The organism is Thauera mechernichensis (assembly GCF_029588855.1).
Lineage (GTDB): Bacteria > Pseudomonadota > Gammaproteobacteria > Burkholderiales > Rhodocyclaceae > Thauera > Thauera mechernichensis.
Genome location: NZ_JARQZE010000002.1, coordinates 394,224 through 419,914, shown reverse-complemented (window position 1 = coordinate 419,914; position 25,691 = coordinate 394,224). Strand labels below are relative to the sequence as shown.

16 protein-coding genes are annotated in these 25,691 nt (G+C 64.9%); 3 read left to right on the top strand and 13 right to left on the bottom strand.

Features of this window, described 5'->3' with window-relative positions; translation table 11 throughout:
- Window positions 1-184: 184 nt before the first annotated feature.
- On the bottom strand, window positions 185-3,175 hold the full coding sequence (locus P7F68_RS04805; protein ID WP_002936909.1) for an ATP-binding protein: 2,991 nt from the start codon (window positions 3,173-3,175) through the stop codon (window positions 185-187).
- 153 nt (window positions 3,176-3,328) lie between these two features.
- On the opposite strand from P7F68_RS04805, the gene torT reads away from it, so the two are divergent.
- The gene (torT, locus tag P7F68_RS04800) at window positions 3,329-4,468 is read left to right on the top strand and encodes a TMAO reductase system periplasmic protein TorT (RefSeq protein WP_277831119.1); all 1,140 of its coding nucleotides are present in this window, start codon (window positions 3,329-3,331) and stop codon (window positions 4,466-4,468) included.
- 68 nt (window positions 4,469-4,536) lie between these two features.
- On the opposite strand, the gene P7F68_RS04795 is transcribed toward torT, so the two are convergent.
- Window positions 4,537-7,185, bottom strand: a complete 2,649-nt coding sequence (locus P7F68_RS04795; RefSeq protein ID WP_277831117.1) for a molybdopterin-dependent oxidoreductase — start codon at window positions 7,183-7,185, stop codon at window positions 4,537-4,539.
- 244 nt (window positions 7,186-7,429) lie between these two features.
- Here P7F68_RS04795 and P7F68_RS04790 point away from each other — a divergent pair, with 244 nt between their 5' ends.
- On the top strand, window positions 7,430-8,269 hold the full coding sequence (locus P7F68_RS04790; protein WP_277831115.1) for an aldo/keto reductase: 840 nt from the start codon (window positions 7,430-7,432) through the stop codon (window positions 8,267-8,269).
- A gap of 123 nt (window positions 8,270-8,392) precedes the next feature.
- Here P7F68_RS04790 and pstB read toward each other — a convergent pair whose 3' ends face one another.
- The 8 genes from pstB to P7F68_RS04750 form a co-directional block, all read right to left on the bottom strand.
- On the bottom strand, window positions 8,393-9,214 hold the full coding sequence (gene pstB, locus P7F68_RS04785; RefSeq protein WP_002943794.1) for a phosphate ABC transporter ATP-binding protein PstB: 822 nt from the start codon (window positions 9,212-9,214) through the stop codon (window positions 8,393-8,395).
- A gap of 19 nt (window positions 9,215-9,233) precedes the next feature.
- A complete protein-coding gene (pstA, locus tag P7F68_RS04780; RefSeq protein WP_277831111.1) occupies window positions 9,234-10,955 on the bottom strand; it encodes a phosphate ABC transporter permease PstA in 1,722 nt (573 codons plus the stop codon).
- Between the two features lie 50 nt (window positions 10,956-11,005).
- Entirely contained in the window at window positions 11,006-13,639 is a 2,634-nt protein-coding gene (locus P7F68_RS04775; RefSeq protein ID WP_277831109.1) for an ABC transporter permease subunit, read from the bottom strand.
- Between the two features lie 77 nt (window positions 13,640-13,716).
- A complete protein-coding gene (locus P7F68_RS04770; protein ID WP_002943800.1) occupies window positions 13,717-14,694 on the bottom strand; it encodes a PstS family phosphate ABC transporter substrate-binding protein in 978 nt (325 codons plus the stop codon).
- Between the two features lie 274 nt (window positions 14,695-14,968).
- Window positions 14,969-16,321 carry a phosphoglucosamine mutase gene (glmM, locus tag P7F68_RS04765; RefSeq protein WP_002928147.1) on the bottom strand — a complete coding sequence of 451 codons (1,353 nt, stop codon included), beginning with the start codon at window positions 16,319-16,321 and terminating at the stop codon, window positions 14,969-14,971.
- Window positions 16,322-16,352: 31 nt separating this feature from the next.
- Window positions 16,353-17,183 carry a dihydropteroate synthase gene (folP, locus tag P7F68_RS04760; RefSeq protein WP_002928143.1) on the bottom strand — a complete coding sequence of 277 codons (831 nt, stop codon included), beginning with the start codon at window positions 17,181-17,183 and terminating at the stop codon, window positions 16,353-16,355.
- 130 nt (window positions 17,184-17,313) lie between these two features.
- The gene (ftsH, locus tag P7F68_RS04755; RefSeq protein ID WP_002943801.1) at window positions 17,314-19,206 is read right to left on the bottom strand and encodes an ATP-dependent zinc metalloprotease FtsH; all 1,893 of its coding nucleotides are present in this window, start codon (window positions 19,204-19,206) and stop codon (window positions 17,314-17,316) included.
- A gap of 122 nt (window positions 19,207-19,328) precedes the next feature.
- Window positions 19,329-19,952 carry an RlmE family RNA methyltransferase gene (locus P7F68_RS04750; RefSeq protein WP_277831104.1) on the bottom strand — a complete coding sequence of 208 codons (624 nt, stop codon included), beginning with the start codon at window positions 19,950-19,952 and terminating at the stop codon, window positions 19,329-19,331.
- 97 nt (window positions 19,953-20,049) lie between these two features.
- Between P7F68_RS04750 and yhbY the strand changes: the two genes are divergently transcribed.
- Window positions 20,050-20,505, top strand: a complete 456-nt coding sequence (gene yhbY, locus P7F68_RS04745; protein WP_277831102.1) for a ribosome assembly RNA-binding protein YhbY — start codon at window positions 20,050-20,052, stop codon at window positions 20,503-20,505.
- An 86-nt stretch (window positions 20,506-20,591) separates the two neighbouring features.
- On the opposite strand, the gene greA is transcribed toward yhbY, so the two are convergent.
- The 3 genes from greA to carA form a co-directional block, all read right to left on the bottom strand.
- Window positions 20,592-21,068 (bottom strand): transcription elongation factor GreA, encoded by a 477-nt coding sequence (gene greA / locus P7F68_RS04740; protein WP_002928138.1) that lies wholly within the window; start codon window positions 21,066-21,068, stop codon window positions 20,592-20,594.
- Entirely contained in the window at window positions 21,065-24,295 is a 3,231-nt protein-coding gene (gene carB / locus P7F68_RS04735; RefSeq protein WP_002928135.1) for a carbamoyl-phosphate synthase large subunit, read from the bottom strand. The genes greA and carB overlap by 4 nt, the downstream gene beginning before the upstream one ends.
- A gap of 88 nt (window positions 24,296-24,383) precedes the next feature.
- On the bottom strand, window positions 24,384-25,526 hold the full coding sequence (gene carA, locus P7F68_RS04730) for a glutamine-hydrolyzing carbamoyl-phosphate synthase small subunit (protein WP_277831098.1): 1,143 nt from the start codon (window positions 25,524-25,526) through the stop codon (window positions 24,384-24,386).
- Window positions 25,527-25,691: the final 165 nt, after the last annotated feature.

The following is a 25,691-nucleotide window of genomic DNA, read 5'->3' as shown; positions in this document are numbered from 1 at the left end:
CTGGCGCCACGGAAGGACATGCGGAATTCGCGGTGTCGTCACGCTCGAACGGGCCAATGCACTGCACTCGGCCTGCGCTGCGGCGGGCCGCGTCAGGCCTTCTTCACAAATTCCGACTTCAACCCCATCGTGCCAATGCCGTCAATCGGCGCCTGCAACAGGGCTGAACACCTGCAGCACTTTACTAATCTTCATCCAATGCTGCACGGAGCGCCTGCAGCGTAATTCGGTAGCCCTCCACCAGCTTCTGGACGCGAGTATCGAGTGCTTCGCCACCAGCGTGACACGCCGACTCGAAATTAGCCGCCAGTTCGCCAAGGCGCGCCAACCCCATACTTTGCGCCGCGCCGCGCAACTTGTGTCCCAGACGAGCGCATCCCATGGCGTCGCCCTGCGCTGCCGCTTGCTCGAGTTCAGCCAGCAGGGTGTCGCCCTGGCGCTCGAACACTGCGGCGATGTCGGCAACCACCGCAGTACCCAGGGCCGCCTGCTCGCTGCGCAGGAACGCCAGATCCACCCAAGCCGATACCGCCGCGGTCGGGTCCAGAGCGGACTGCACCTCACTGTCTGCCATCACCACCCGTACAGGAGCAACCGGTGCCGCACCATGGAGCAGTCCGCTCAGCAAACTACGCAACTGCGCCCGCGAGAAGGGCTTCGGCAGAAAGGCGGCGAAGCCCGCCCGCAGCAGGGCTTGCACCTCTTGGGCGGGTACATGGGCAGACATCAGCACCGCTGGCAGGTCACGCGTGGCCGGCGAGCTGCGCAAACGGGCGAGCAGTTCGCGCCCATCGCCATCGGGCAGGTTCATGTCGATGAGCGCGAGCGCAAGCGGCTGGCTCGCCGCGATCTCCAGCGCGTGGTGGATATCGGGCGCGCTCAGCACCTCTTGCCCCAGCGCCTCGAGAAAACGCTCGATCACCATCCGGTTGACCGCGTCGTCCTCCACCACCAGCACGCGCTGACGCGTCGGCAGGGCGTACGGGGTGGATGCGTTGGCGGCTTGCACATTGTCTTCCCCTGCACGCTCGCCCTGCTCCCCCTGCGCGTGCACCTCGTCCACTCCAACCTGACGCTCGAAGTACAGCTCGAAGTGGACCGTCGTGCCCTCGCCCAGTCTGCTCTGCAGGCCGATCTGCCCGCCCATCGCCTCGACCAGACGCTTGCACACCGCCAGTCCAAGCCCGGTGCCGGCATGGTGGCGACCACTGTCGCGCACCTGCACGAAGGGGTCGAACACCTCGCGCTGGCGCTCGGGATCGATGCCGATGCCATGGTCCTGCACCGCAAAGAGCAAGGTGTCCGGACGAGCGCCACAGGTGATGTGCACCGTTACGGCGCCCTCGTCGCTGAACTTGATGGCATTGCCAACCAGGTTGAGCAGGATCTGGCTGAGCTTGCGGCGGTCGCCGTGCAACAGGTCCGGCACGGCGGGTGCGATGTCCGCCACCAATGCGAGCCCGCGTGCCGCTGCGCGCGTGCCCTGTACCGCGAACACATCGTTGACGGTGTCGCGAAGGCTGAAGACGCTACGCTCCACATGCACGCCGCCGGCCTCGATGCGAGCGAAATCGAGCATATCCTCGAGCAGCTCGAGCAACAGCACCGCGGCGGCGCGCATCTGCACCGCATACTGGTGCTGCTCGGGCTGCAACGGACTATCCTCGAGCAGTTCGAGCAGGCCGAGAATGCCCGCCATCGGGGTCCGCAGCTCATGGCTGACCGTGCCGAGGAAGGCTGTCTTGGCGCGGTCGGCACGCTCCGCCGCAGTGCGGGCACTGGCGTGCTCCGCCGTCTCGATTGCCAGCGCGGCATTGCTGCTGCGCAGCTCGGCAGTGCGCTCCGCGACCTGGCGCTCCAGCGCCTGCTGCTGCTCGCGCAAGGCCTCGGCAAGGCGATCGCGCTCGAGGGCATCGTTGCGAAAGTGCACCAGGGCACGAGACAGCGAAGCGATTTCGTCATCGCCGGCGGTGTCGATGACGACGTCGCGCCGGCCCGCGGCCAGCGCCAGGGTCGCCTCCTCCAAAGCCAGCAGGCGGCCGAGCGTGTGGCGACGCAGGACATGGATGATGACGAGCGCCGTGACCAGCAGCAGCGCGCCGCCAATGGCACCGAACGCCACCAGGCCGGAGGTGGCACTGCGCTCGGCGGCCAAGCCAGCGGCGGCGAGCAGTCGGCCGCCACGGTGAATCAGCTCGCCGGCGAGGGCGTCGAGCTCGGTGGTGAGCTGGCCGATCTCGGCCTGCAGACCCTCGGCGCTGCTGCGCAGCGCGATCTCCTGCCCGCGCAGGGCGAAAGCACCCGCCGGCGCCAACGCAGCCCCCAGGCCTGCATGCAGCATCTCACCCTCGGCCCTGCCCGCTGGGTCGGCGATATCACGCAGGCGCCGCCCGAGCAACACCCGTTCGGCGTCGAAGGCCTGGCGTGCGGCCCGCAGGCGGTCTTCGCCGTCCACCTCATCGAGCCGGTCAAGCAAGCCCCCGAGCGCATGGGCGGCGAGCACGAGCTCGTGCATGCGCTCGAGTGTATCGAGATCCAGATCAAGCAGGCGGTCACGAGCACCCGGCCGCACAGCCTCGATCGCAGCAGAGGACGCCTCCCCGTCCTGCAGCAGCACAGTCAGCGTGGACACGAGCAAGGCCGTAGCGTTGTCGGACTGCGTGCGGGCCAGCGCGTCGAGTGCATCGACCTGGACGCGCAGGCGCTGACCCTCTGCCAGGCTGGCCTCACGCAGCAGCAGGCGCGCACCGACCGTATCGGCCATTGTGCGCAGGCGTTCGGCAAGGCGGCTGGCGGTGGCCATCAGGCGGCTGCGCAACTCGGCCTCGACGTGGGCGGCCGACAAGCTGTCCAGGCGCTCACGCACTAGGGCAAGATCCTTCTCCAGCGCTGCCTGCAGTTGCGCCAGCTCGTCCCTCGACTCGACACGCCCCAGGCGCGGCGCCAGCGCCGCCAGGCGGGCGTTGCCGCGCACCGTCTCATGCAGTGCGTCAGCCGCCGGCAAGGTATCGCGTACGATGGCCTGCTGGCTTGCCACCACGCGCTGGAAACTGACCCAGCCCACCACGGCAACCATCACGGTGCCTAGCGCCGCCAGCAGCAGCCCGAGCAGCAGGCGTTCACGCAGGCCGAAGCGGCGTCGGGACGGGGCTTTGACGTAAGATGAGGCGTCCATAGTCAGGGCAAGCGCGGGCGGTGGGGAAGGACGGCAGAAGGTGGCCATCACACGCTCGCGCGCCCGGGCGCTGGAGCACGACCAACCGCCTTACATCATGCGACGAGCAGTAAAGACATGGTTTCATCTTACCGGCACCGGAGCACGGGCAGCATGTCCATGTGCGCACTATGCGCACCGATCCTCGCCGCGCTGCTGTCCCTCGCCCCGGTGCCGGCCGCATCGGCGTCAAACGGCATGGAATGGGCGCTCGAGCGCTGGGAGGGTGATGGCCCAGCCCGCCTGGATATTGGCGCCCCAGAATCCACCCGCGCGCCGCCACAGCTGCCGCGCATCCCTGCATCACGGCCGTGGACCTTGTGTGCGGTGTACCCGCATCTGAAGGACAGCTATTGGCTGGCGGTGAATTACGGCATGGTCGATGAAGCACGCGCGCTCGGGCTGGGCTTGCGAGTGTTGATGGGCAAGGGCTACGAGAATCTCGAAAGCCAGCGCGCGGGCGTTTCGGACTGCATCGCCGACACGCGCACCGATGCGCTGCTGGTCGGCACGGTGAGCTTTGCCGGCCTCAACGACCTGCTCCGCCCTTATGCGGCGCAGCACCCCGTGCTGGGGCTGGTGAATGACATCGATGCCAGCGTGGTGAGCAGCCGGGTGGGCGTGCCCTGGTACCAGCTCGGCTGGCAGATCGGCCGCTGGTTGGCCGAACGCCACCCGGCGGGCAGTGCGGAGGCCACCATGGCCTGGCTCCCCGGGCCGCTCGAAGCGAGTTGGGTCAACTTCGTCGACCGTGGCTTTCGCGCCGCCCTCGACGGCAGCGCGGTACGCATCGTGGTCGTTAGCGGCGGCGACACGGGGCGCTCCATTCAGCGTCAGCTGATCGAGGCGGTGCTCGACGCTCACCCCCGGCTCGACTATCTGGTGGGCAACGCGCCGATGGCCGAGGCGGCAATTGCCGAACTGCGCCGACGTGGCCGCGAGGACAGCGTCGGCATCATCGCCTCCTACATCACGCCAGGCGTGCACAGCGGCCTCGCACGCGGTCGCATCCGTGTATCGGTAAGCGATTTCCCGGTGCTGCAGGGTCGCCTGGCCGTACGCCAGGCCCTGCACCTGCTCGAAGGCCGGGCTGTCGAACCCTACCTGGGCCCCAGGGTTGAACGCCTGGATGCAGATAATCTGGCTCAGTATCCGCTCGACTGGATGCTGCCGCCAGCCGGTTTCGTCCCCATCTACGAGGTTATCCCCGTCGAGCCGGAGAAGCCTCGTACGACGACGCCGGCCCGGCCATAGGCCACTACCGGCGTCTCGCAGATGCACGCCCTGGCTGCACACCCGGGCGTGCCATCAGGCTCACGCGCTCAATCGGCGCGCGCGTTCTTGTGCAGGAAGTCCAGCACCAGCTTGCGTTCGTCCTCGGTCAGGCCGGCGCGCGGGAACATGCTCTCGGTGATGCCCTGCCACTGCTTGACCGTGAAGTCGCCCGGCTCGCGCGGCACATGGCACAGTGTGCAACGCTCGTAGAACAGCTTCTCGCCCGGCGTCATGCCTGCGGTGGCCGAGGCCTTGGCCTTGGCTGCACGCTCGGTGAGGCTGAAGGCTGCGGCATCGATGCGACCGGAGGCGTTTTCGACCAGGGGTGGCTCGTAGGCACGGTTCGGCCCCTCGACGTCGGTGCATTTGCGGAAGGACGCCAGGCAGGTGTTGGCGCTGGTCGCCTGGCTGAGATCGCTCGCTGCCACGCTGGTGGTGAGCACGTTGATCGCCCCGCTGTTGCAACGGCCCTTGCTGTCTTTCGACAGCCAGGCCCCCTCGTAGATGCTGATCACACCCTTCATGATGTTGGGCGACACGCGGGCGCCGACGATGAGCGCGCCGCGGTCGTTGTAGACCTCGATCAGGTCGCCGTCCTTGATGCCGCGCTCACGGGCATCCTCCTCGCTGACCAGAGCGAACTCCCGGCCGTCGATGTTGAGGTGCTTGGCGCACTCGGCGTTGGCCATCTGAGAATGCACGCGCATGTAGGGGTGCGGGCTGACAACGTGCACCTGGCCGGGCTTGGCGTTGCCGAGAAACTCCGCGGGCTCGAGATACTTCGGGATCGGCGGACATTCCTCGGTACCGAAGCGGGCAAAGCTCTCGCAGTAGAGTTCAATCTTGCCCGATGCGGTGTGCAGCGGGCTCTTCTGCGGATCGGTGTAGAAGTCACCATGGCGCACCCAGCCGCGTGCGGACTCGGGCACCTCCATCTCGGCGACACCGGCTTCCCAGAACGCCTCGAACGGGATCGTGGCGTCGGTGTTGGCATAGCTGTTCTTGACGATGTCCATCACGGTCAGGCCTTCGGTGAAGCCGTACTCGACACCGAAGAGCTCGGCCAGGCGGCGGAAGATCTCGAAGTCGTCCAGGCTCTCGCCGTAGGGCTGGATCACCTGACGCATCGCCCAGATCTTGTCGTTGCTGTAGGTGCCGCCCGTGCTGATGTCGTCGCGCTCGAGGTGGCTGGTGGCCGGCAGCACGATGTCGGCATAGCGCGAGGACGCGCACCACCACGGGTCCTGATTGACCACGGTGTGCACCTTCTTCGCCATCGCCTCGATCAGCTCGTTGGTGTTCTGCTGGTGATGGACGAAGTTGTTGCCGGCGTTGTAGATCATGTGCACATCGGGGTATTCGAAGCGCTGGCCGTCGCGGGTATAGGCCTTGCCCGGGTTGAGCAGCATTTCCGAGATGCGCGAGGCCGGGCAGCGCCCCTTGGCCGGGTTGCGCCCCTGCGGAATGCCGACTGCACCGCGCTTGCCCGACACCGGCATGCCGCCACCGCCGTAGTGCCAAGAGAAGCCGACGCCTTCGCCCGGCTTGCCGATCTTGCCGGTCATGGCGGCGAAGGCGATGATCGCCCAGTGGCTCATCTCGCCGTGGTGGGCGCGCTGCAGCGACCAGGCACCGGCAAACTCGGTACGCTTGCTGGCGAACAGATCGGCCATCTCGACGATCCTGGCCGCCGGGATGCCGGTGATCTTCTCGGCCCATTCCGGGGTCTTGGGCGGCGTTCCATCGGCGTCCTTGCCCAGCAGATAGGGCAGGAATTTCTCGAAGCCAACGGTATAGTTTTCCAGGTAGGCCTTGTCGACCTTGCCGGTCGTATACACATGCCAGCACATCGCCAGGAACAACGCGGTATCGGTGTTGGGGATGATCTTCACCCACTCGGCGCGCATGGCCTCGTCGGTGGTGGTGCGCTGCGGGTTGATCGACACGAACTTCACGCCGGCGTCGCGGATCGCCTCCCAGCGCGAATACATCTGGTGGTCGGCCACCGTGTATTCGATGCGGTTGTTCTTCCACGGGTCGCAGCCGACCAGCACGAACACCTCGGTGTGGTCGCGGATCACCTCCCACGAGGTCTGCGGCGAATACACCTCCATGTCGCCGATGATGTGAGGCAGGCTGATCTGCGAAGCGCCGCCCGAGTAGTCGCCGGTGGTCACGCTGTGGCCGCCGATGAGACCGAACAGGCGACCTTGCAGCACTTGCGGGCGCAGCACGCCGGCGTGCGACCAGCCGCCATAGGAGGAGCTGAAGAGCGCATCGTTGCCGTGCTCTTCGATCGTGCGCAGGCTGGCGTCGGCCACCAGGGCCAGCGCATCTTCCCAGGACACGCGCACGAACGGCTCCTTGCCGCGCAGGTGGGGCTTGGTGTCACCGCGTGGATTGGCGAGGTAGGAGCGACGCACCATCGGGTACTGCACGCGGGTCGGGTGGTAGGTGCGACTGAGTACGCCCTCGAGCAGCATCTGCGTGGGCATGGGGTCGAAATCCTTCAGCGGCTGCACACCGATCAGCACGCCGTTCTTGACCACCGCCTTGAAGGGGCCGTAGTGCGAGGCGTGCGGAATCAGTATGGTGTCCGAACCGAACACCTCGTTGACGCCGAAAAGCTTGAGGCCACCCGTGGCAATGGCGATGGCGGCGGTGGATTTCAGGAAGGCGCGGCGGCTGAGCGACATGACGATTCTCCTCGAGCGGATCTGGTTTGCGTGAGGCCTCGCTTGGCGAGTGCCTTTGCTGAGGATCATCTTCCACACCCACGGTAAACACCGGCCGGAGAATTGCGAATGGACGCTGCGGATGTGTTAATCACATTCACATGGCGGCACACGCCACCACGGCTGGCGGCAGCGGACAGCCCTGCGTTATGCTCGAAGCCACTCCCCCCGGCGCTCCCCGCCAACGATCTCGGAGAACGAGACCATGACCCAACGCATCCAGCCCGCGCCCTGCCTCAGTCTGCTCAATGGCGTGCAGATTCCACAGCTTGGACTCGGAACCTGGCTGATGAACGATGCCGAGTGCGCCGTCACCGTGGCCGCCGCGCTGCAGATGGGCTACCGCCATATCGACACCGCCGAGAACTACGAGAACGAGCGTGGCGTCGGCGAAGGCATCCGCAACTCGGGCGTCACGCGCCGCGAGGTGTTCGTTACCACCAAGTTCAATCGCAAGTGGCACAGCGTGGACGGCGCCCGTCAAGCCTGCGAGGCCAGCCTGAAACGCCTCGGGCTGGACTACATCGACCTGCTGCTCGTGCACTGGCCCAACCCTGACCAGGACCGCTACCTCGAAGCTTTCCAGGGCCTCGTGAAGCTGCTCGAGGCTGGTGTCGTGCGTGCAATCGGCACCTCCAACTTCAAGCCCGCCCACCTGCAGCGCCTGTTCGATCTCGGCCTGGTGCCGCACCTCAACCAGATCCAACTCGACCCCTACCACCTGCGCGACGACCTCGTCGCCCTCCACCGCGAGCATGGCATCGTGACCGGCGCCTGGCGCCCGCTGGGCTACGGCAACGCCATGCTGGCCGACCCGGCGATCACCGCGATCGCCGAGCGTCACGGTCGCACGAGTGCGCAGATCGTGCTGCGCTGGCTGGTGCAGCAGGGCTTCGTCGCCACGCCGAAATCCTCCAACCCGACGCGCATGGCGCAGAACTTGGCCATCTTCGACTTCGCTCTCAGCGATGACGAGATGGCGGCGCTGGGCAGGCTCGACCGCCCCGATCCCGAGATGTTCGACGCCGATCGCTTCGGGCACTGATCGGCCCGCCCGCCACGGCATACGCTCACGCCTGTGGCGGGCGCGCGCAGGTCGCGGTTCAGAAACGGCAAGAGGGGCGCAATTGCGCCCCCCTTGCCCCATGAATGTCTGCCCGGGCTTCGATCAGCCGAAACGGCCGGTGATGTAGTCCTCGGTACGGCTATCCTTGGGCGTGGTAAACACGGTGTCAGTCGCGCCGTATTCGATGAGCTTGCCGAGATACATGAAGGCGGTATTGTCAGAGACGCGTGCCGCCTGCTGCATCGAGTGCGTCACGATCACGATCGAAAACTGGCCACGCAGTTCATGAATCAGCTCCTCGACCTTCGCGGTGGCAATCGGGTCGAGCGCCGAGCACGGCTCATCCATCAGGAGGATCTCGGGTTCGGCTGCAATCGCGCGCGCGATGCACAGGCGCTGCTGCTGGCCACCCGAGAGGCCGAGCGCGCTCTCATTGAGGCGGTCCTTGACCTCGTTCCACAGTGCCGAGCCCTTGAGCGCACGCTCGCAGGCCTCCTCGAGCATCGCCTTGTCGCTGATGCCCTCTACCCGCAGCGGGAAGATCACGTTCTCGAAGATCGACTTCGGGAAGGGGTTCGGCTTCTGGAACACCATGCCCATGCGCTTGCGCAGCGCAATGACATCCACGCCGGGCGCGTAGATATCGTTGTCATGCACGATCACCTTCCCCCTGATGCGCAGGTTGTCGATGAGGTCGTTCATCCGGTTGAGCGAACGCAGCAGGGTCGACTTGCCGCAGCCCGAAGGGCCGATGAGCGAGGTCACCATGCCGCGCTGCACTTCCATATTGACATTGTAGAGTGCCTGGGCCTCACCGTAGAAAAGGTTGAAGTCACGGATCGAGATCGCCGATCCCTGACCGGAATCGGTCACGTGATAGACGGTCTTGGGAATGCTCGGCGCTTCCAGGGTTGCAGTACTCATTGCTTTCGACTCCTGAATCTCAGAACTGGCTGCCGACGAACTTCTTCTTCAGTCGGTTGCGGATGTAGATGGCGGACGAGTTCATCAGCACAATCAGCGCAAGCAGAAGCAGCGTGGTGACGAACACCATGGGCTTGCCGGCCTCTGAGTTGCGCGACTGGAAGCCCACATCGAAGATATGGAAGCCCAGGTGCATGAAGCTGCGTTCGAGGTGAATGAAGGGTGCGAAGCCGTCGATCGGAAGTTCCGGCGCGAGCTTGACCACACCGACCAGCATGAGCGGGGCCACCTCGCCCGCGCCGCGTGCCATGGCCAGGATGAGGCCGGTCATGATGCCCGGCATGGCATGGGGCAACACCACCGAGCGGATGGTCTGCCACTTGGATGCACCACAAGCCAGCGAGCCCTCACGAATCGAGCGCGGCACCGCCGACAGCGCCTCTTCCGAGGCCACGATCACGACCGGCACGGTAAGCAGCGCCAGGGTCAGCGCCGACCACAGGATGCCGCCGGTACCAAAGGTGGGATTGGGCAGGCGCTCGGGGAAGAACAGTGCATCGATGGAGCCACCCACGGTGTAGGCGAAGAAGCCGAGGCCGAACACACCGTAGACGATCGAGGGCACGCCAGCGAGATTGTTGACCGCGATCCGTACCATCGCCACAACCTTGCCCTGCTTGGCGTATTCGCGCAGGTAGAGCGCGGTGATCACGCCGAATGGGGCCACGACGACGACCATCAGCAAGGTCATCACCACGGTGCCGAAGATTGCGGGCAGGATCCCGCCCTCGGTATTCGCCTCGCGCGGTTCTGCGCTCAGGAACTCGCCCCAACGCGAGAAATAGATGCCGATCTTCTGGAACACGGTAAGGTCGTTCGCGGGATAGAAGCGCACGATCTGTGACAGCTGCGTGTTCTTGGTATTGCCGCCCACTTCCTCGAGCACGATGCGATAGCGCGCATCCCGGGCCTTGATCTCGTTGGCCTGGGCCTGCAGGCGATCGAACTCGCGCTGCAGTTCCGCAGTACGCTGCTCGACGCGCGTCAGTTCGGCGCGATACTCGGCGCTGTCTGCTCCACTGTTGAGCTCGACGCGGCGCAAGCCGAGGCGAAGCTGGTTGAGCTCATGGTTGATGACACCGATGTCCGAGCGTTCGATCTTGCGAATCTCCGCAAAGCGAGCGCGTGCGGCGACCTGCTCCTGGCGCAGCCGGGACAGGCCCAGCGCAGCCGGATCCTGCTCGACACCATCGATGATCACGGACTTGATACGGCCGACGAACGGCCCCCACTCCTGGCGCTCAAGGTAGTAGAACGCAGGGTCGCGGACGACGTTGGCGACATCGAAGGTATTTACCCAGCGGAAATCCTCGTTGTACAGGTCATAGTTGCCGATACGGTAGAGGGTACGTTCGGCGTAGCCATCATTGTCCGCGATCTGCTGCTGGATCTCAGCGGGAAGACCAGCCAGGAAGCCGCCTTCCGGCCGATAGACATTGAAGCGCGAAGGCTCCCCCGCCACCTTCTGACCACTATTGAGCGTCACTACCTCGATCGGCTTAGGCCAGAAGGTAGTGATGCCGTTCCAGAAGATCATCAGCAGAAAACCACAGATGAGTATGATGCCCAGCGCCAGCGCGCCACCAAACCCCCAGAGTGCGGGCTCACCCACCGCCGAAAGGTCCGCGGTGTAGCGACGGACGGCCTTCGCTTCCTTGCTTGCAGCGTTTGCGGTGCTCATGTTCGGCGCCTTTTCTTCCACATGTGTCGTCATGGTCTGTTCCTCCCCGGTCAGAGCTGGAAGGCGCGCTTGCGGAAGCGCTGGCGGATGATCTCCGCCACGGTGTTGATGACGAAGGTCATGATGAACAGCGTCAGCGCGGCGAGGAACAGCATGCGGTACAAGGTGCCGCCGATCACGGCCTCGGGCAGCTCCACCGCGATATTCGCCGACAGCGTGCGCAGGCCGTTGAAGATGTTCCAGTCGAGCAGCGCGGTGTTGCCCGCCGCCATCACCACGATCATCGTCTCACCCACGGCGCGGCCCATACCGATCATGCAGGCGGCAAACACCCCGGACATCGCGGTCGGGAGCACCACCCACATCGCCGTCTGCCAGGGCGTAGCACCGGCGGCGAGGCTGGCGGCGCGCAGTTGGGCGGGCACCGAGTTGAGCGCATCCTCCGCCAACGTGTAGATGTTGGGGATGATGGCGAAGCCCATGACCATGCCGACGACCAGTGCATTGCGCTGCACGTAGGTATCAACCACGCCACCGCGCGGATCGAAACCCACCGCCGTCAGCGCCATTGCCAAGCCGAAGGACAGCGCGATCGACAGCACGATCATCACCAGCCAGCGCGCGCCATCGAGCACACCCGCCTGCTGCCGGCTCAGGCCACGCACATGCAGGCGATAGGATGTGCCCACCGTTCGATTGAACAGCATGGTGAGCAGCACGAAGGACAGCGGCCACAGCAGCAGGCCCATGAAGGGCGTGCCGGTACCGACGTCGTGGTTGGTCCAGGCCTTGAAGTCGCCATAGAAGAAGGTCTGCTCGAACCAGGGCCCGAGTGCGGCCGCGACCCACACCGACAGCGCGATGACCACGAACATGAAACTGAACTTGGGGATGCCGTTGAGCTTCAGCGCCATAGCGGGCGGCAGCATCTGCCACACATAGGCGGCAATCATCAAACCCATCGGCAAGGCGACAAAGCCGAGCACCACGGCTGCAATCCAGCTCTCTACGATGGGCGCCAGGATGAGTGCCGCGATGAAGCCCAGCACCACCGTCGGCAGCGACTCCATCATCTCCATCATTGGCTTGACGGTCGCACGGACCTTACGGTGTACGAACTCCGAGGTGTAGATCGCCGCCAACAGCGCGATCGGCACGGCGAACATCAGCGAATAGACGGTGGCCTTGAGGGTGCCGAAGATCAGCGGCACGAGCGAGAACTTGGGCTCGAAGAGGTCGGTACCCGAGGAGGACTGCCAGGTGTAGCTCGGCTCCTGGTAACCCTCGTACCAGCTCTTGCCGAAGATCGCGCGCCAGGTCGTCTCCGGGTGCGGCACGTAGAAGGTCCAGTGGTCGACCAGGCCGGCCGGCGTGATCGCCACCGCGCCGTCGTCGCGCGGCATCAGCATCACCTGCACGCCCACCTCGGCAAGCGGCTTGTCCTGCTTGAGCTGGAGCAGCACCTGCTCGCTGGTGGCATGGCGGAACCACAGGTTGCCCGCGGCATCGAGCGTCACCAGGCTCTTGCGGCGCTGCGAAACGTCATAGGCGACGATCCCTGCCGGCTGGCGCTCCAGTTCGCGGGCGAGCACCATCTTGTAGCCATCGACCGTGCCCGCGTTCTCGGGCTGCAGCCGGAAATACATACGCAGCGAGCCGTCGTTGCCGCCGACGACGATGGTCTGGTCGCCGATCAGGAAACCAAGCACACCGAGCTGCGCGCCGTCCGGCGTCAGGCGAGCAGTCTCGGCCAACACCGGCTTGTTGAAGTCGCGGGTATCGAAGCGATGCACCGTTCCATCGGCAAGGCCGACGTAAACCTGGTCTGCCTGCGCAGTCAGAAGCACCTTCGCGACCTTCGTGCCCTCCGGCAACGCCGGCAGTGTCGAACTGCGGGTGGTGACAGTCTCCTGGCGGGTCATCAGGTTGACCCGGGTCTCCGCGCGCGTGAGGCGGCCAACGCCCTCTGCATCAAAGCTGACATAAGAGCGTGTCGGGCGCTCAACCGTACCGCCAAGGGCGAAGCCGATGGCCTTGATCGCTACACCCTCAGCCGCAATCTGCTCGGGCGGCATCACCTTGGCATCGATGAAGATACGGCGAATCTGGTTGCCGGGAATGCGACGATACACGGCACTGCCGTCGGTATAGTCATTCTCGTCGAGCTGCGTCAGGCCTGCAGGCATGTCCTCGGCGCGCAGCACCTGGACCTCGAGTGCAATATGGGCGAAGCGCACGCTACCGTCGGCGAAGCCGAACATCATGTCGCTGCGACTGTTCGTGGCCCCTACCGCAGTCGCAGTATCGCCGCCGAAATCCAGTTCCAGTGAGGAGAGCGGGCGCCCCGAATTGATGTGAAAACTGTCGACCCGGCCGTTGCTGCCGATACGCAGCCCCATGGTCTGGTACTCGTCGGCATTGCTCCAGATCACGTCCTGCATCGGCTGCAGGACATAGGTATCCTGTTTCTTGAGTTCGCCGCCCATGAACAGCGGGATCGCCTCCTTGGCGAGAAAGGCGAGGATGCCGAATACGGCGAGGATGACGAGAAGGCCGCCGACGGTGATCGTCACATCCGCCGTGCGATCCGCGAGGAGGACGGACTTGCGCGTCGTCCGGCCGATGGGTAGCAGACGCTTGTAGCCTTCTCGCTTACCCGACTGTTTGGCCGTTGTTTCACTCATGGAGGATATCCATTGCTACGTTCGAACAAATGGCGGGCACGGCAAAAGCCGTGCCCGCCCTCAGCACACCAAAGCGATTACTTGGCCAGACCGAAGCGCTTCAGGTCGTCGTCAGCCAGGGCCTTGACCACCGGGAAGTAGCCGTCCTTGACCACCGCTTCCTGACCTTGCTTCGAATAGACGAAGCGGATGAACTCGCCGCGGACCGGATCCAGAGCTTCGTTCGGGTTCTTGTTGACATAGATGTAGAGGAAGCGCGAGACCGGGTAGTCACCGCTCGAAGCGTGTTCAGCGCTCGGCTCGTAGCAAGTCTCGCCCGGGGCGGAAGCCAGCTTCACGAACTTGACGTCGGCGGTCTTGTAGCCCACGCCCGAGTAGCCGATACCGCCGATATCCGAAGCTACACCCTGAACCACAGTGGAAGAACCCGGCTGCTCCTTAACCTCATCCTTGTAGTCGCCATTGAAGAGCGCGACTTCCTTGAAGTAGCCGTAGGTGCCCGAGGCCGAGTTGCGGCCATAGAGGGAGATCGGGCGGCTCGCCCACTCGCCGGTCACGCCGACGTCACCCCAGGTCTTGATGTCCTTGTCCAGGCCGCCATTGCGGGTCTTGGAGAAGATAGCGTCAACCTGTTGCAGGGTCAGACACTCGATCGGGTTATCTTTATGTGCATAAACGGCCAGCGCATCGACCGCACCGCGGATGGCGGTAGGCTTGTAGCCGTATTTCTTCTCGAAGTCGTCTTCTTCCTTCGACTTCATCGGGCGCGACATCGGACCGAACTGCGCAGTACCGGCGATGAGCGCAGCCGGAGCGGTGCTCGAGCCCTTGCCCTCGATCTCGATCTTGACGTTGGGGTACATCGCATTGAAGCCTTCGGCCCACAGCGTCATCAGATTGTTCAGGGTGTCGGAACCGATCGACTTCAGGTTGCCCGACACGCCACTGACCGGCTCGTAGGACGGCAGCGAGGGATCGACCTGCACCTGCGCCTGAGCGGCAAACGAGGCGGTCATGGCCACGACGGCGGTCGCGATGAGGCTCTTCTTGAACATGTACAGACTCTCCAGATTCGTGAATTCATCTTGCCCCTGCGGGCCGGTGCCCCCGTCACACGGGGAACGGACTGGATTATCAGGACACAAGATGACAGTTCTGTTAAACGTCACGAAACAATCGCAGGGGCAGCATCTGCAATACTTCCAGATGACATTAAACCCCTCGACTTGAGAACCTGAACCTCATATGTGACAAGGGCTTGCCGCGATTCCGCAGCAAGCCCTTGCTTGGCGACGCCGCATGCTGCGGCGCAAGAAAAATAATCGGCGGTCAACCGATGGCGTGCTCCACCGCCGAGGCGATGGACTTGGCAAGGCGGTCCACCTGCGCCCCGTCACACCCCTCCACCATCACTCGCAGCAGCGGTTCGGTGCCCGAGGGGCGCAGCAACACTCGCCCGCTCTCGCCCAGCTCGCGCTCGGCGTCGTCGCGCGCACGTGCAATCGTGGCGTCGGCCTGCCAGTCGAAACCCGCTGCCATGCGCACGTTGATGAGGCGCTGTGGGTAGAACACCAGGTCGGCGCAGGCATCTGCCAGCGTCTCTCCGCGCTGCTTGAGCGCGGCCAACACCTGCAGGGCAGAGACCATGCCATCGCCCGTGGTGTGGCGATCGAGACAGATGATATGGCCCGAGTTCTCGCCGCCGAGTTTCCAGCCGCGCTCGTGCAAGAGTTCGAGCACATAGCGGTCGCCCACCTTTGCGCGGGCGAAGGGGGCACCGAGGCGGCCGATTGCGTGCTCGAAGCCGAGATTGCTCATCAGCGTACCGACCACACCATCGAGCCGGTCTTCGGCATGGCGCGCTCGCGCGATCACGTAGAGCAGCTTGTCGCCGTCGTAGATCTCGCCGCGCGCATCGACCATCATCAGGCGGTCTGCATCGCCATCGAGCGCGATGCCGAGGTCCGCTCCCTGTGCCAGCACTGCGCTGCGCAGATTCTCCGGACGGGTCGCACCCACGCCGTCGTTGATGTTGAGCCCGTTGGGCTCCACCCCGACGGGCAACACTTCGGCGCCAAGCTCGTGCAACACCTTGGGCGCAATGTGGTAGGCAGCGCCGTGTGCGCAATCGACCGCGATGCGCAGGCCGCGCAGGTCGAGCTCGTTGGGAAAGGTGCTCTTGCAGAACTCGATGTAGCGCCCTGCCGCATCCTCCACCCGGCGCGCGCGTCCGAGCTGCGCCGAATCCACGCAGCCCATCGGTTCGTCAAGGTGGGCTTCGATCTCGGCCTCTACCGCATCCGGCAGCTTCGTACCACCGGCGGAGAAGAACTTGATGCCGTTATCGTAGAAGGGGTTATGAGAAGCGGAGATGACGACCCCGGCCTGCAACCGCAGGGCGCGGGTGAGGTAGGCCACGGCAGGCGTCGGGATGGGCCCGGCGAGCATCACGTTGACCCCCGCCGCGGCAAAACCGGCCTCGAGCGCCGCTTCGAGCATATAGCCCGAGACGCGCGTGTCCTTGCCGATCAGCACTGCGGGGTGCTCTCCCGCAGGCAGCTTTTCCCGCGCCACCAGAGTCACGCCCGCGGCGTAACCCAGGCGCATCACGAACTCGGGTGTGATCGGCTCCTCACCCACGCGGCCGCGCACCCCATCGGTACCGAAATACTTGCGCCCCATCCCTGCTCCCGTGAACTAGACGAAAGCGCGATTATGACACTGCCGACACCGCCTGCCATACCTTGAGGACGTCCACCGTGGGAGCAACGTCATGTACACGCACGATGCCCGCCCCACGCTGTACCGCGATCAGGGCCGCGGCCACACTCGCCGCCGTGCGCTCGCCGACCTCACGCCCCGTGACTGCACCCAGCATCGACTTGCGCGACATGCCCGCCAGCACAGGCAGCCCGCCCGCGCCGAAGCGGGCGAGTTCGCGCAGCAAGGTGTAGTTATGCACCGTGCGCTTGCCGAAGCCAAAACCGGGGTCGAGGACAATGCGCCCGCGATCGACGCCCGCAGACTGAAGCGCCGCCACCCGTTCATCGAGAAAGGCTGCCACCTCGCCCACGACATCGTCGTAGCGCGGGTCGAGCTGCATGGTGCGCGGCTCGCCCTGCATGTGCATCACGCACACGGCTGCGTCGCCGGCAGCCACGGCATCGATCGCGCCAGGGGCACGAAAGGCGTTGATGTCGTTGATCATGTCTGCGCCGGCCGCAAGTGCCTCGCGCATCACTGCGGGCTTCAGGGTGTCGATCGACAATGGCACCTGCCAGCCGCGCGCGTGCTCGACGAAGCGCACCACACGCTCCAGCTCCTGCGCCTCGGTCACCGGTTCGGCGCCCGGGCGCGAGGACTCGGCGCCAATGTCGAGCATGTCGGCCCCCTCCTCGATCGCTCGCTCGGCGCGACCAAGGGCGGCGGCAACGTCGCCATGCACGCCATCGCCCGAAAACGAGTCATCGGTCAGGTTGATGATCGCCATCACCTTGGGCTGGGCAAGATCGAGGCGGAAGCGACCGCATTGCAGGATGCTCATGAACACTCACTCGGCAACGGAGGAATCGGAATGGGCTGCATCGTCATCGGCCCATCATGAAAAAGGGCCGGATCGACCGGCCCTTTCAGGGGACGGGCCCGGAGGCCCGCAAGCAATACAACGTAAGCGCTCAGGCAGCAGGCGCAGCCGCGTTGGGTGCTGCACCTGGCGCATCGTCCTTGGGACGGGGCGTCGGTGCGGCAACCGGCTTGGGCGGACGCGGCGGGCGACCGTCCATGATGTCGTTGACCTGGTCGGCGTCGATGGTCTCCCATTCGAGCAGCGCCTTGGTCATGGCCTCGACCTTGTCGCTGTTGTCTTCGATCAGACGCCGGGCCAGACCGTACTGCTGATCGATGATGCGACGAATCTCGGCGTCGACCTTCTGCATCGTTGCCTCGGACACGTTGCGGTGCGTGGTGACCTGGCGGCCAAGGAAGATCTCGCCTTCCTCCTCGCCATACACCATCGGTCCGAGATTGTCGGACATGCCCCACTGCGTGACCATGCGACGTGCCAGGTCGGTGGCACGTGCAAAGTCGTTCGACGCGCCGGTGGTCATCTGCTTCATGAAGATCTCTTCGGCGATTCGACCGCCGAACAGCACCGCAATGGTTTGCAGCAGACGCTCGCGGTCCTGACTGTAGCGATCTTCGGTGGGCAGCTGCATGGTCACGCCCAGTGCACGACCGCGCGGAATGATCGTGACCTTGTGCACCGGGTCGGTCTTGTCGAGCAGCCGCGCGACGACGGCATGGCCCGACTCGTGGTAGGCCGTGTTGCGGCGCTCTTCCTCGGGCATGACCACCGAGCGGCGCTCGGCGCCCATCATGATCTTGTCCTTGGCGCGTTCGAAGTCGTCCATGTCGACCAGGCGCTTGTTGCCGCGCGCAGCGAAAAGTGCTGCCTCATTGACCAGGTTGGCGAGGTCGGCGCCGGCAAAACCTGGCGTTCCACGCGCCAGCACCTGCGGGTCGACATCGGGTGCAATCGGCACCTTGCGCATGTGCACCTTGAGGATCTGCTCGCGACCACGGATATCGGGCAGCGAAACGACGACCTGGCGGTCGAAGCGCCCCGGGCGCAGCAGCGCGGGATCGAGCACATCAGGCCGGTTGGTGGCCGCGATCACGATGACGCCGGTCTGGCCTTCGAAGCCGTCCATCTCGACCAGCAGCTGGTTGAGGGTCTGTTCGCGCTCGTCGTTGCCACCACCCAGGCCAGCACCGCGCTGGCGTCCAACGGCATCGATCTCGTCGATGAAGATGATGCAAGGCGCGTGCTTCTTGGCCTGCTCGAACATGTCGCGCACCCGTGCCGCACCCACACCGACGAACATCTCGACGAAGTCCGAGCCGGAGATGGAGAAGAACGGCACCTTGGCTTCGCCCGCGATCGCTTTGGCGAGCAAGGTCTTGCCAGTACCGGGCGAGCCCACCATGAGCACACCCTTGGGGATGCGTCCGCCGAGCTTCTGGAACTTGGAGGGGTCACGCAGAAACTCGACCAGCTCGAAGACCTCTTCCTTGGCCTCGTCGCAACCGGCAACGTCGGCAAAGGTGATGGAGTTGGCCGACTCGTCGAGCATGCGCGCCTTGCTCTTGCCGAAGGAGAACGCACCGCCCTTGCCCCCGCCCTGCATCTGACGCATGAAGAAGATCCATACGCCGATCAGCAGCAGCATCGGGAACCAGGAGACGAACACGCTCGCAAGGAAGGACTGCTCCTCGTCGGGCTTGGAGGCGTTGACCTGCACGCCGTAGCGCATGAGGTCGGACACCATCCAGATATCCTGCACGCCCGGCGTATAGACCGTGATGGTGCGTCCTTCCTGCGTGGTTGCCTTGAGCACGCGACCGTCCACCGTCGCTCTCGTGATGCGTCCCGCCTTGGCTTCTTCCAGGAACTGGGAGTACTCCATGGTGTTCATGGGAGCCTGGCGCGCATTGAACTGGTTGAATACCGTCATCAGCACGACGCCGATAACCATCCAGATCGCGAGATTCTTGAAGAGATTGTTCAACTTTCTATTCCCCGAAAGCCATTCCGGCCATGTACGCGACAGACCGATTCTAGTGGTGAACGTTCCCACCGGCAAACCAATGACGGCGATTGGCAAAGGCAATCCCCGCGCCGGCATGCCGGTCAGGCTGTCTGCGGCCCCTTGCCGACGAGATAAACCTCGGCACTGCGGTCCCTCGAGGCCTTCGGCTTGCGCACCTGGACCAACGCAAATGCGCCCTCCATCTGCTTGCGAAAGTCCATGAAGCCCTCGCCCTGGAAAACCTTTACGACAAACTGCCCCCCCGGCTTGAGATGCCGCGCCGCGAAATCGAGTGCCAGTTCGCACAGATGGATCGAGCGCGCCTGGTCAACGGTTGCAACACCCGACAGGTTGGGCGCCATGTCCGAGAGCACGACGTCGACCCGCGCGCCCTCGAGACGGGCCTCGAGCAGTTCGAGCACGCTGTCCTCGGTGAAGTCGCCGAGGATGAAATCAACGCCCGCAACAGGCTCCATCGGCAGCAGATCGAGCGCGAACACCCTCGCCTTCGGCCCGCAGCGCTTGACTGCCACCTGGCACCACGAGCCCGGCGCCGCGCCTAGATCGACCACGACTGCGCCGGGGCGCAGGAGGTGGTCGCGTTCGTCGATCTCGAGCAGCTTGTAAGCCGCGCGAGCGCGGTAACCATCTGCCTGCGCCCGCTGGACGTAGGGATCATTCACATGGTCATGGACCCAGGCCCGGCTCGTCTTGTTCTTTTTCATCGCTCCATCCGCCACTAAGGGGCATTTCCACACGGCCGCTAGGCCTTCGTCGGAGTAGAATCCGGTTCCCGATGCTTCAAGTATCCAGAGAATCTCAATGACCGAGCTTACCCCGGCGCAGCGCCGCGACCTGCGCGCCCGCGCCCATCACCTCAACCCGGTGGTCACCATCGCCGGTAACGGCCTTACGCCTGCCGTCCTCGCCGAGATCGAACGCGCGCTGCAGGCGCACGAACTCATCAAGGTCAAGGTCCAGGGCACCGAACGCGAACAGCGTGACGCCCTCATGCAAGCGCTGTGTGCGAGCCTGGAAGCCCAGGCTGTGCAGCACATCGGCAGCATCCTCGTCGTCTGGCGCGAACGCCGTGAGCAAGACAGGCCCGCTGCAGCACCCGAAAAGAAACCCGCCCGGGCCGCGACCGCCAAGTCCGCTGCGGCCTTCGCCGCCGCTGCGCGCCGTGCCGCCCTTGCCAAGGCAAGCGCAGAAACCCGTCGTTCACCCGCCCGCGCGCCGGCTGCACGCGGCCGTACAACTGGAGCACGCGGCCGCTGAAGTATGGCGCCGTGATCGGCGCCACGCCTGAGCCGGCCATGCGAGAAGGCGGTGCATCGCACCGCCTTCTTCACGTCCGGCGACAATCAGACGTAGCGTACGTCGATGATCTCGAATTCGCGCACGCCGCCCGGTGCCTGAACCTCCGCAATATCGCCGGCGAACTTGCCAATCAGCGCACGCGCGATCGGCGAGCTGATCGAGATCTTGTTCTCCTTGATATCGGCCTCGTCGTCACCGACGATCTGGTAGGTCACGACCTGCCCGGCATCCATGTCCTCGAGCTCGACCGTGGCACCGAACACGCAACGGCCATCGGCATCGAGCAGCTTGGGGTCGATGATCTGGGCATTGGCGAGCTTGGCCTCGACCTCCATGATGCGGCCTTCGATGAAGCCCTGGCGGTCCTTGGCAGCCTCGTACTCGGCGTTTTCGGACAAGTCGCCATGCGAGCGCGCTTCGGCGATCGCCGCAATCACGTTCGGACGGTCCACGGTCTTCAGGCGGTGCAGTTCGGCGCGCAGCTTCTCTGCACCTGCGACGGTCAACGGAGTCTTGTTCATGCTTGCTGCTTCAGCTCGGTGTGCAGATCCTGCACGGAATAGACATCGAGCCCGCCAGCGAGATGGCGCATGCCCATGCACGCGGCGCGAGCGCCCTCGATCGTGGTGAAGATCGACAGCTTGGCGGCCAGCGCGCTGGTACGGATCGAGCGCGAATCGGTGATCGCCTGGCGCTTCTCCTCGACCGTGTTGATGACCATGACGATCTCTTCGTTCTTGATCATGTCCACGATGTGCGGACGCCCCTCGTTGACCTTATTGACCACAGCAACCGGGATGCCTGCGGCCTCGATTACCGAAGCGGTGCCGCGCGTGGCAACCAGGGTGAAGCCAAGGTCGTGCAGCTCGCGTGCCACTTCCACCGCGACAGGGCGGTCGCTCGGCTTGACGCTGATGAACACCGCGCCGCTGGTCGGCAGCTTGACGCCCGCGCCGATCTGGCTCTTGACGAAGGCCTCGGCGAAGCTGCGGCCGACGCCCATGACCTCGCCGGTGGACTTCATCTCCGGCCCGAGGATGGTATCCACGCCCGGGAACTTGACGAAGGGGAACACTGCCTCCTTGACCGAGTAGTAAGGCGGCACGATCTCGCCGGTGACGCCCTGGCTGACCAGGCTCTGGCCCGCCATGCAGCGCGCCGCGATCTTCGCCAGCGGCAACGAGCAGGCCTTGGACACGAAGGGCACCGTACGCGAGGCGCGCGGATTCACCTCCAGCACATACACGACCGCGTTGTCGCCCTCGCCCTGGATCGCAAACTGCACGTTCATCAGGCCGACGACGTTGAGCGCGCGCGCCATCGCCTCGGTCTGGCGGCGCAGCTCGTCCTGCAATTTGGCCGACAGCGTGTAGGGCGGCAGCGAGCACGCGGAGTCGCCCGAGTGCACGCCGGCCTGCTCGATGTGTTCCATGATGCCGCCGATCATCACCTGCTTGCCGTCGGACAGCGCATCGACGTCCACCTCTGTGGCGTCATTGAGGAAGCGGTCGAGCAGCACCGGCGACTCGTTGGACACCTTGACCGCCTCGCGCATGTAGCGCTCGAGATCCTTCTGCTCGTGCACGATCTCCATCGCGCGGCCACCCAGCACGTAGGACGGGCGCACCACGAGCGGGTAGCCGATCTCGGCCGCGAGGCGCACGGCCTCTTCGGGCGTACGCGCGGTACGGTTGGGCGGCTGACGCAGGCCAAGGTCGTTGAGCAGCTTCTGGAAGCGCTCGCGGTCCTCGGCGGCGTCGATCATGTCGGGGCTGGTACCGATGATGGGCACGCCGTTGTCCTGCAGCGCCTGGGCGCGCTTGAGCGGCGTCTGACCGCCGAACTGCACGATCACGCCGACCGGCTTCTCGATGTGCACGATCTCGAGCAGGTCCTCGAGCGTGATCGGCTCGAAGTACAGGCGGTCCGAAGTGTCGTAGTCGGTGGACACGGTCTCCGGGTTGCAGTTGACCATGATGGTTTCATAGCCATCCTCGCGCAGGGCGAGCGCGGCATGCACGCAGCAATAGTCGAACTCGATGCCCTGGCCGATGCGGTTCGGACCGCCGCCAAGCACCATGATCTTCTTCTTGTCGGTCGGACGTGCCTCGCACTCGTCCTCGTAGGAGGAGTACATGTAGGCGGTCGAGGTGGCGAACTCTGCCGCGCAGGTGTCGACGCGCTTGAACACCGGGCGCACGCCGAGCGCGTGGCGATGCAGGCGCACCGCGGTCTCGTCGGCGTTGAGCAGCTTGGCCAGGCGGCGGTCGGAGAAGCCCTTGCGCTTCAGGTCGCGCAGTTCGGCAGCCTGGATCGCCTTCAGCGAGCGGCCGGCAAGCGCCTTCTCGGACAGCACGATGTCCTCGATCTGGGCGAGGAACCAGGGGTCGATCTTGGTGAGGTTGTGCACCTGCTCGAGGCTCATGCCCTCACGGAAGGCCTGGCCGACGTACCAGATGCGCTGCGGGCCGGCGCTGGAGAGTTCGTGCTCGAGGTCTGCGCTGTCGGCCTCGATCTCGTCCAGGCCGTAGGCGCCCACTTCGAGGCCGCGCAGGGCCTTCTGGAAGGACTCCTGGAAGCTGCGGCCCATGGCCATGACCTCGCCCACCGACTTCATCTGGGTGGTGAGGCGGTCGTTGGCCTGGGGGAACTTCTCGAAGGCGAAACGCGGAATCTTGGTGACGACGTAGTCGATCGAAGGCTCGAACGAGGCTGGCGTGGCGCCGCCGGTGATGTCGTTCTTGAGCTCGTCGAGCGTATAGCCCACCGCCAGCTTGGCCGCGACCTTGGCGATCGGGAAACCGGTGGCCTTGGACGCCAGCGCCGACGAACGCGACACGCGCGGGTTCATCTCGATGACGATCATGCGACCATCCTGGGGGTTGATGGCGAACTGCACGTTCGAGCCCCCGGTATCCACCCCGATCTCGCGCAGCACCGCGATCGAGGCGTTGCGCATGATCTGGTATTCCTTGTCGGTCAGCGTCTGCGACGGCGCGACGGTGATCGAGTCGCCGGTGTGCACACCCATGGGATCGAGGTTCTCGATCGAGCACACGATGATGCAGTTGTCGGCGCGGTCGCGCACGACTTCCATCTCGTATTCCTTCCAGCCGAGCAGCGACTCTTCGATCAGCAGTTCGTTGGTCGGGCTGGCCTCGAGACCGCGCTTGCAGATCTCGTGGAACTCTTCCATGTTGTAGGCGATGCCGCCGCCGGTACCGCCGAGCGTGAAGCTCGGGCGGATGATGACCGGGAAACCGATGCCGCCCTGCACCTGCAGCGCCTCTTCCATGCTGTGGGCGATGCCCGAGCGCGCCGAACCGAGACCGATCTTGGTCATCGCGTCCTTGAACTTGAGGCGGTCTTCGGCCTTGTCGATGGCCTCCTCGGAGGCGCCGATCAGTTCCACGCCGTACTTGGCCAGCACGCCGTGGCGGCCGAGGTCGAGCGCGCAGTTGAGCGCCGTCTGTCCGCCCATGGTCGGCAGGATGGCGTCGGGGCGCTCCTTCTCGATGATGCGCTCGACGACCTGCCAGGTGATCGGCTCGATGTAGGTCACGTCGGCCGTCTCGGGATCGGTCATGATCGTGGCCGGGTTCGAGTTGACCAGGATGACGCGGAAGCCTTCCTCGCGCAGGGCCTTGCAGGCCTGGGCGCCGGAGTAGTCGAACTCGCAGGCCTGGCCGATGATGATCGGGCCTGCGCCGATGATCAGGATGCTCTTGATGTCTGTACGTTTCGGCATTGTCTTGCCTCGATGATTCCTCGACGGCGCGCAGGATGCGCGCGCGTCCAAAACAGTAGCGGCAGGCCGTGACCTGCCCGGTGACGGCTTACTTGGCGGCTTCCATCAGACCGATGAAGCGGTCGAACAGATAGGCGACGTCGTGCGGACCGGGGCTGGCTTCCGGGTGTCCCTGGAAGGAGAAGGCCGGCACATCGGTGCGCGCGATACCCTGGTTGGTGCCGTCGAACAGCGACACGTGGGTCACCCTCAGGTTCGCCGGCATCGTCGACGGATCGACGGCGAAGCCATGGTTCTGGCTGGTGATCAGCACCTTGCCGGTGTCGAGGTCCTTCACTGGATGGTTCGCGCCATGGTGGCCGGTGCTCATCTTCATGGTCTTCGCCCCGGAGGCGAGCGCCAGCAGCTGATGGCCAAGGCAGATGCCGAAGGTGGGCGTGCGCGTGGCGACGATCTCGCGGATGGCCTCGATGGCGTAGTCGCACGGCTCGGGGTCGCCCGGGCCGTTGGACAGGAACACCCCATCCGGCTTGAGCGCCAGCACGTCCTCGGCGGGCGTCTGCGCCGGCACCACGGTCAGGCGGCAGCCACGTTCGGCCAGCATGCGCAGGATGTTGAACTTGACGCCGAAATCGTAGGCGACGACGTGGAAGCGCGGCTCGGCCTGATCGACGTAGCCCTGGTCAAGCTTCCACTCGGCCTGCTTCCAGTCGTACGACTCGGTCGCGCTCACGACCTTGGCCAGGTCCATGCCGGCCAGGCCCGGGAACGCGCGCGCCTGGGCGATGGCGGCATCTGCATTCAGCGCCTCGCCGTCTGCGGCAGTGACGATGCAGCCGGCCTGCGCCCCCTTCTCGCGCAGCACGCGGGTGAGCTTGCGGGTATCGAGCCCGGCGATCGCGACGATGTTCTCGGCGCGCAGGTAGGCGTCCAGACGTTGCGTCATGCGGAAGTTGGAGGGCAGCAGCGGCAGGTCGCGAATGACGAGGCCGGCTGCGTGGACGCGGGTGGACTCGACGTCCTCGGCATTGACACCGGTATTGCCGATGTGCGGGTAGGTCAGCGTGACGATCTGGCGGGAATAGCTCGGGTCGGTCAGGATTTCCTGGTAACCCGACATCGATGTGTTGAACACGACCTCGCCAACCGTGCTGCCAACCGCGCCGATACCCTTGCCGTGGAAGATCGTTCCGTCGGCAAGCGCAAGAAGGGCGGACGGGTATGCACTCACGAGAAGCTCCTGGATTCAGCTTGTAGATCCGGGACACGCATGGCGCGCCCCGATACGAGAAAAAGCAAGACGTACAAAAAGCGGGACGGGCCTCGGGGCCAATCCCGCTTGTTGAGCCGGCAGTCATCGCCACCTGGCTCCAATTCGCCATGACCCGAACGATGG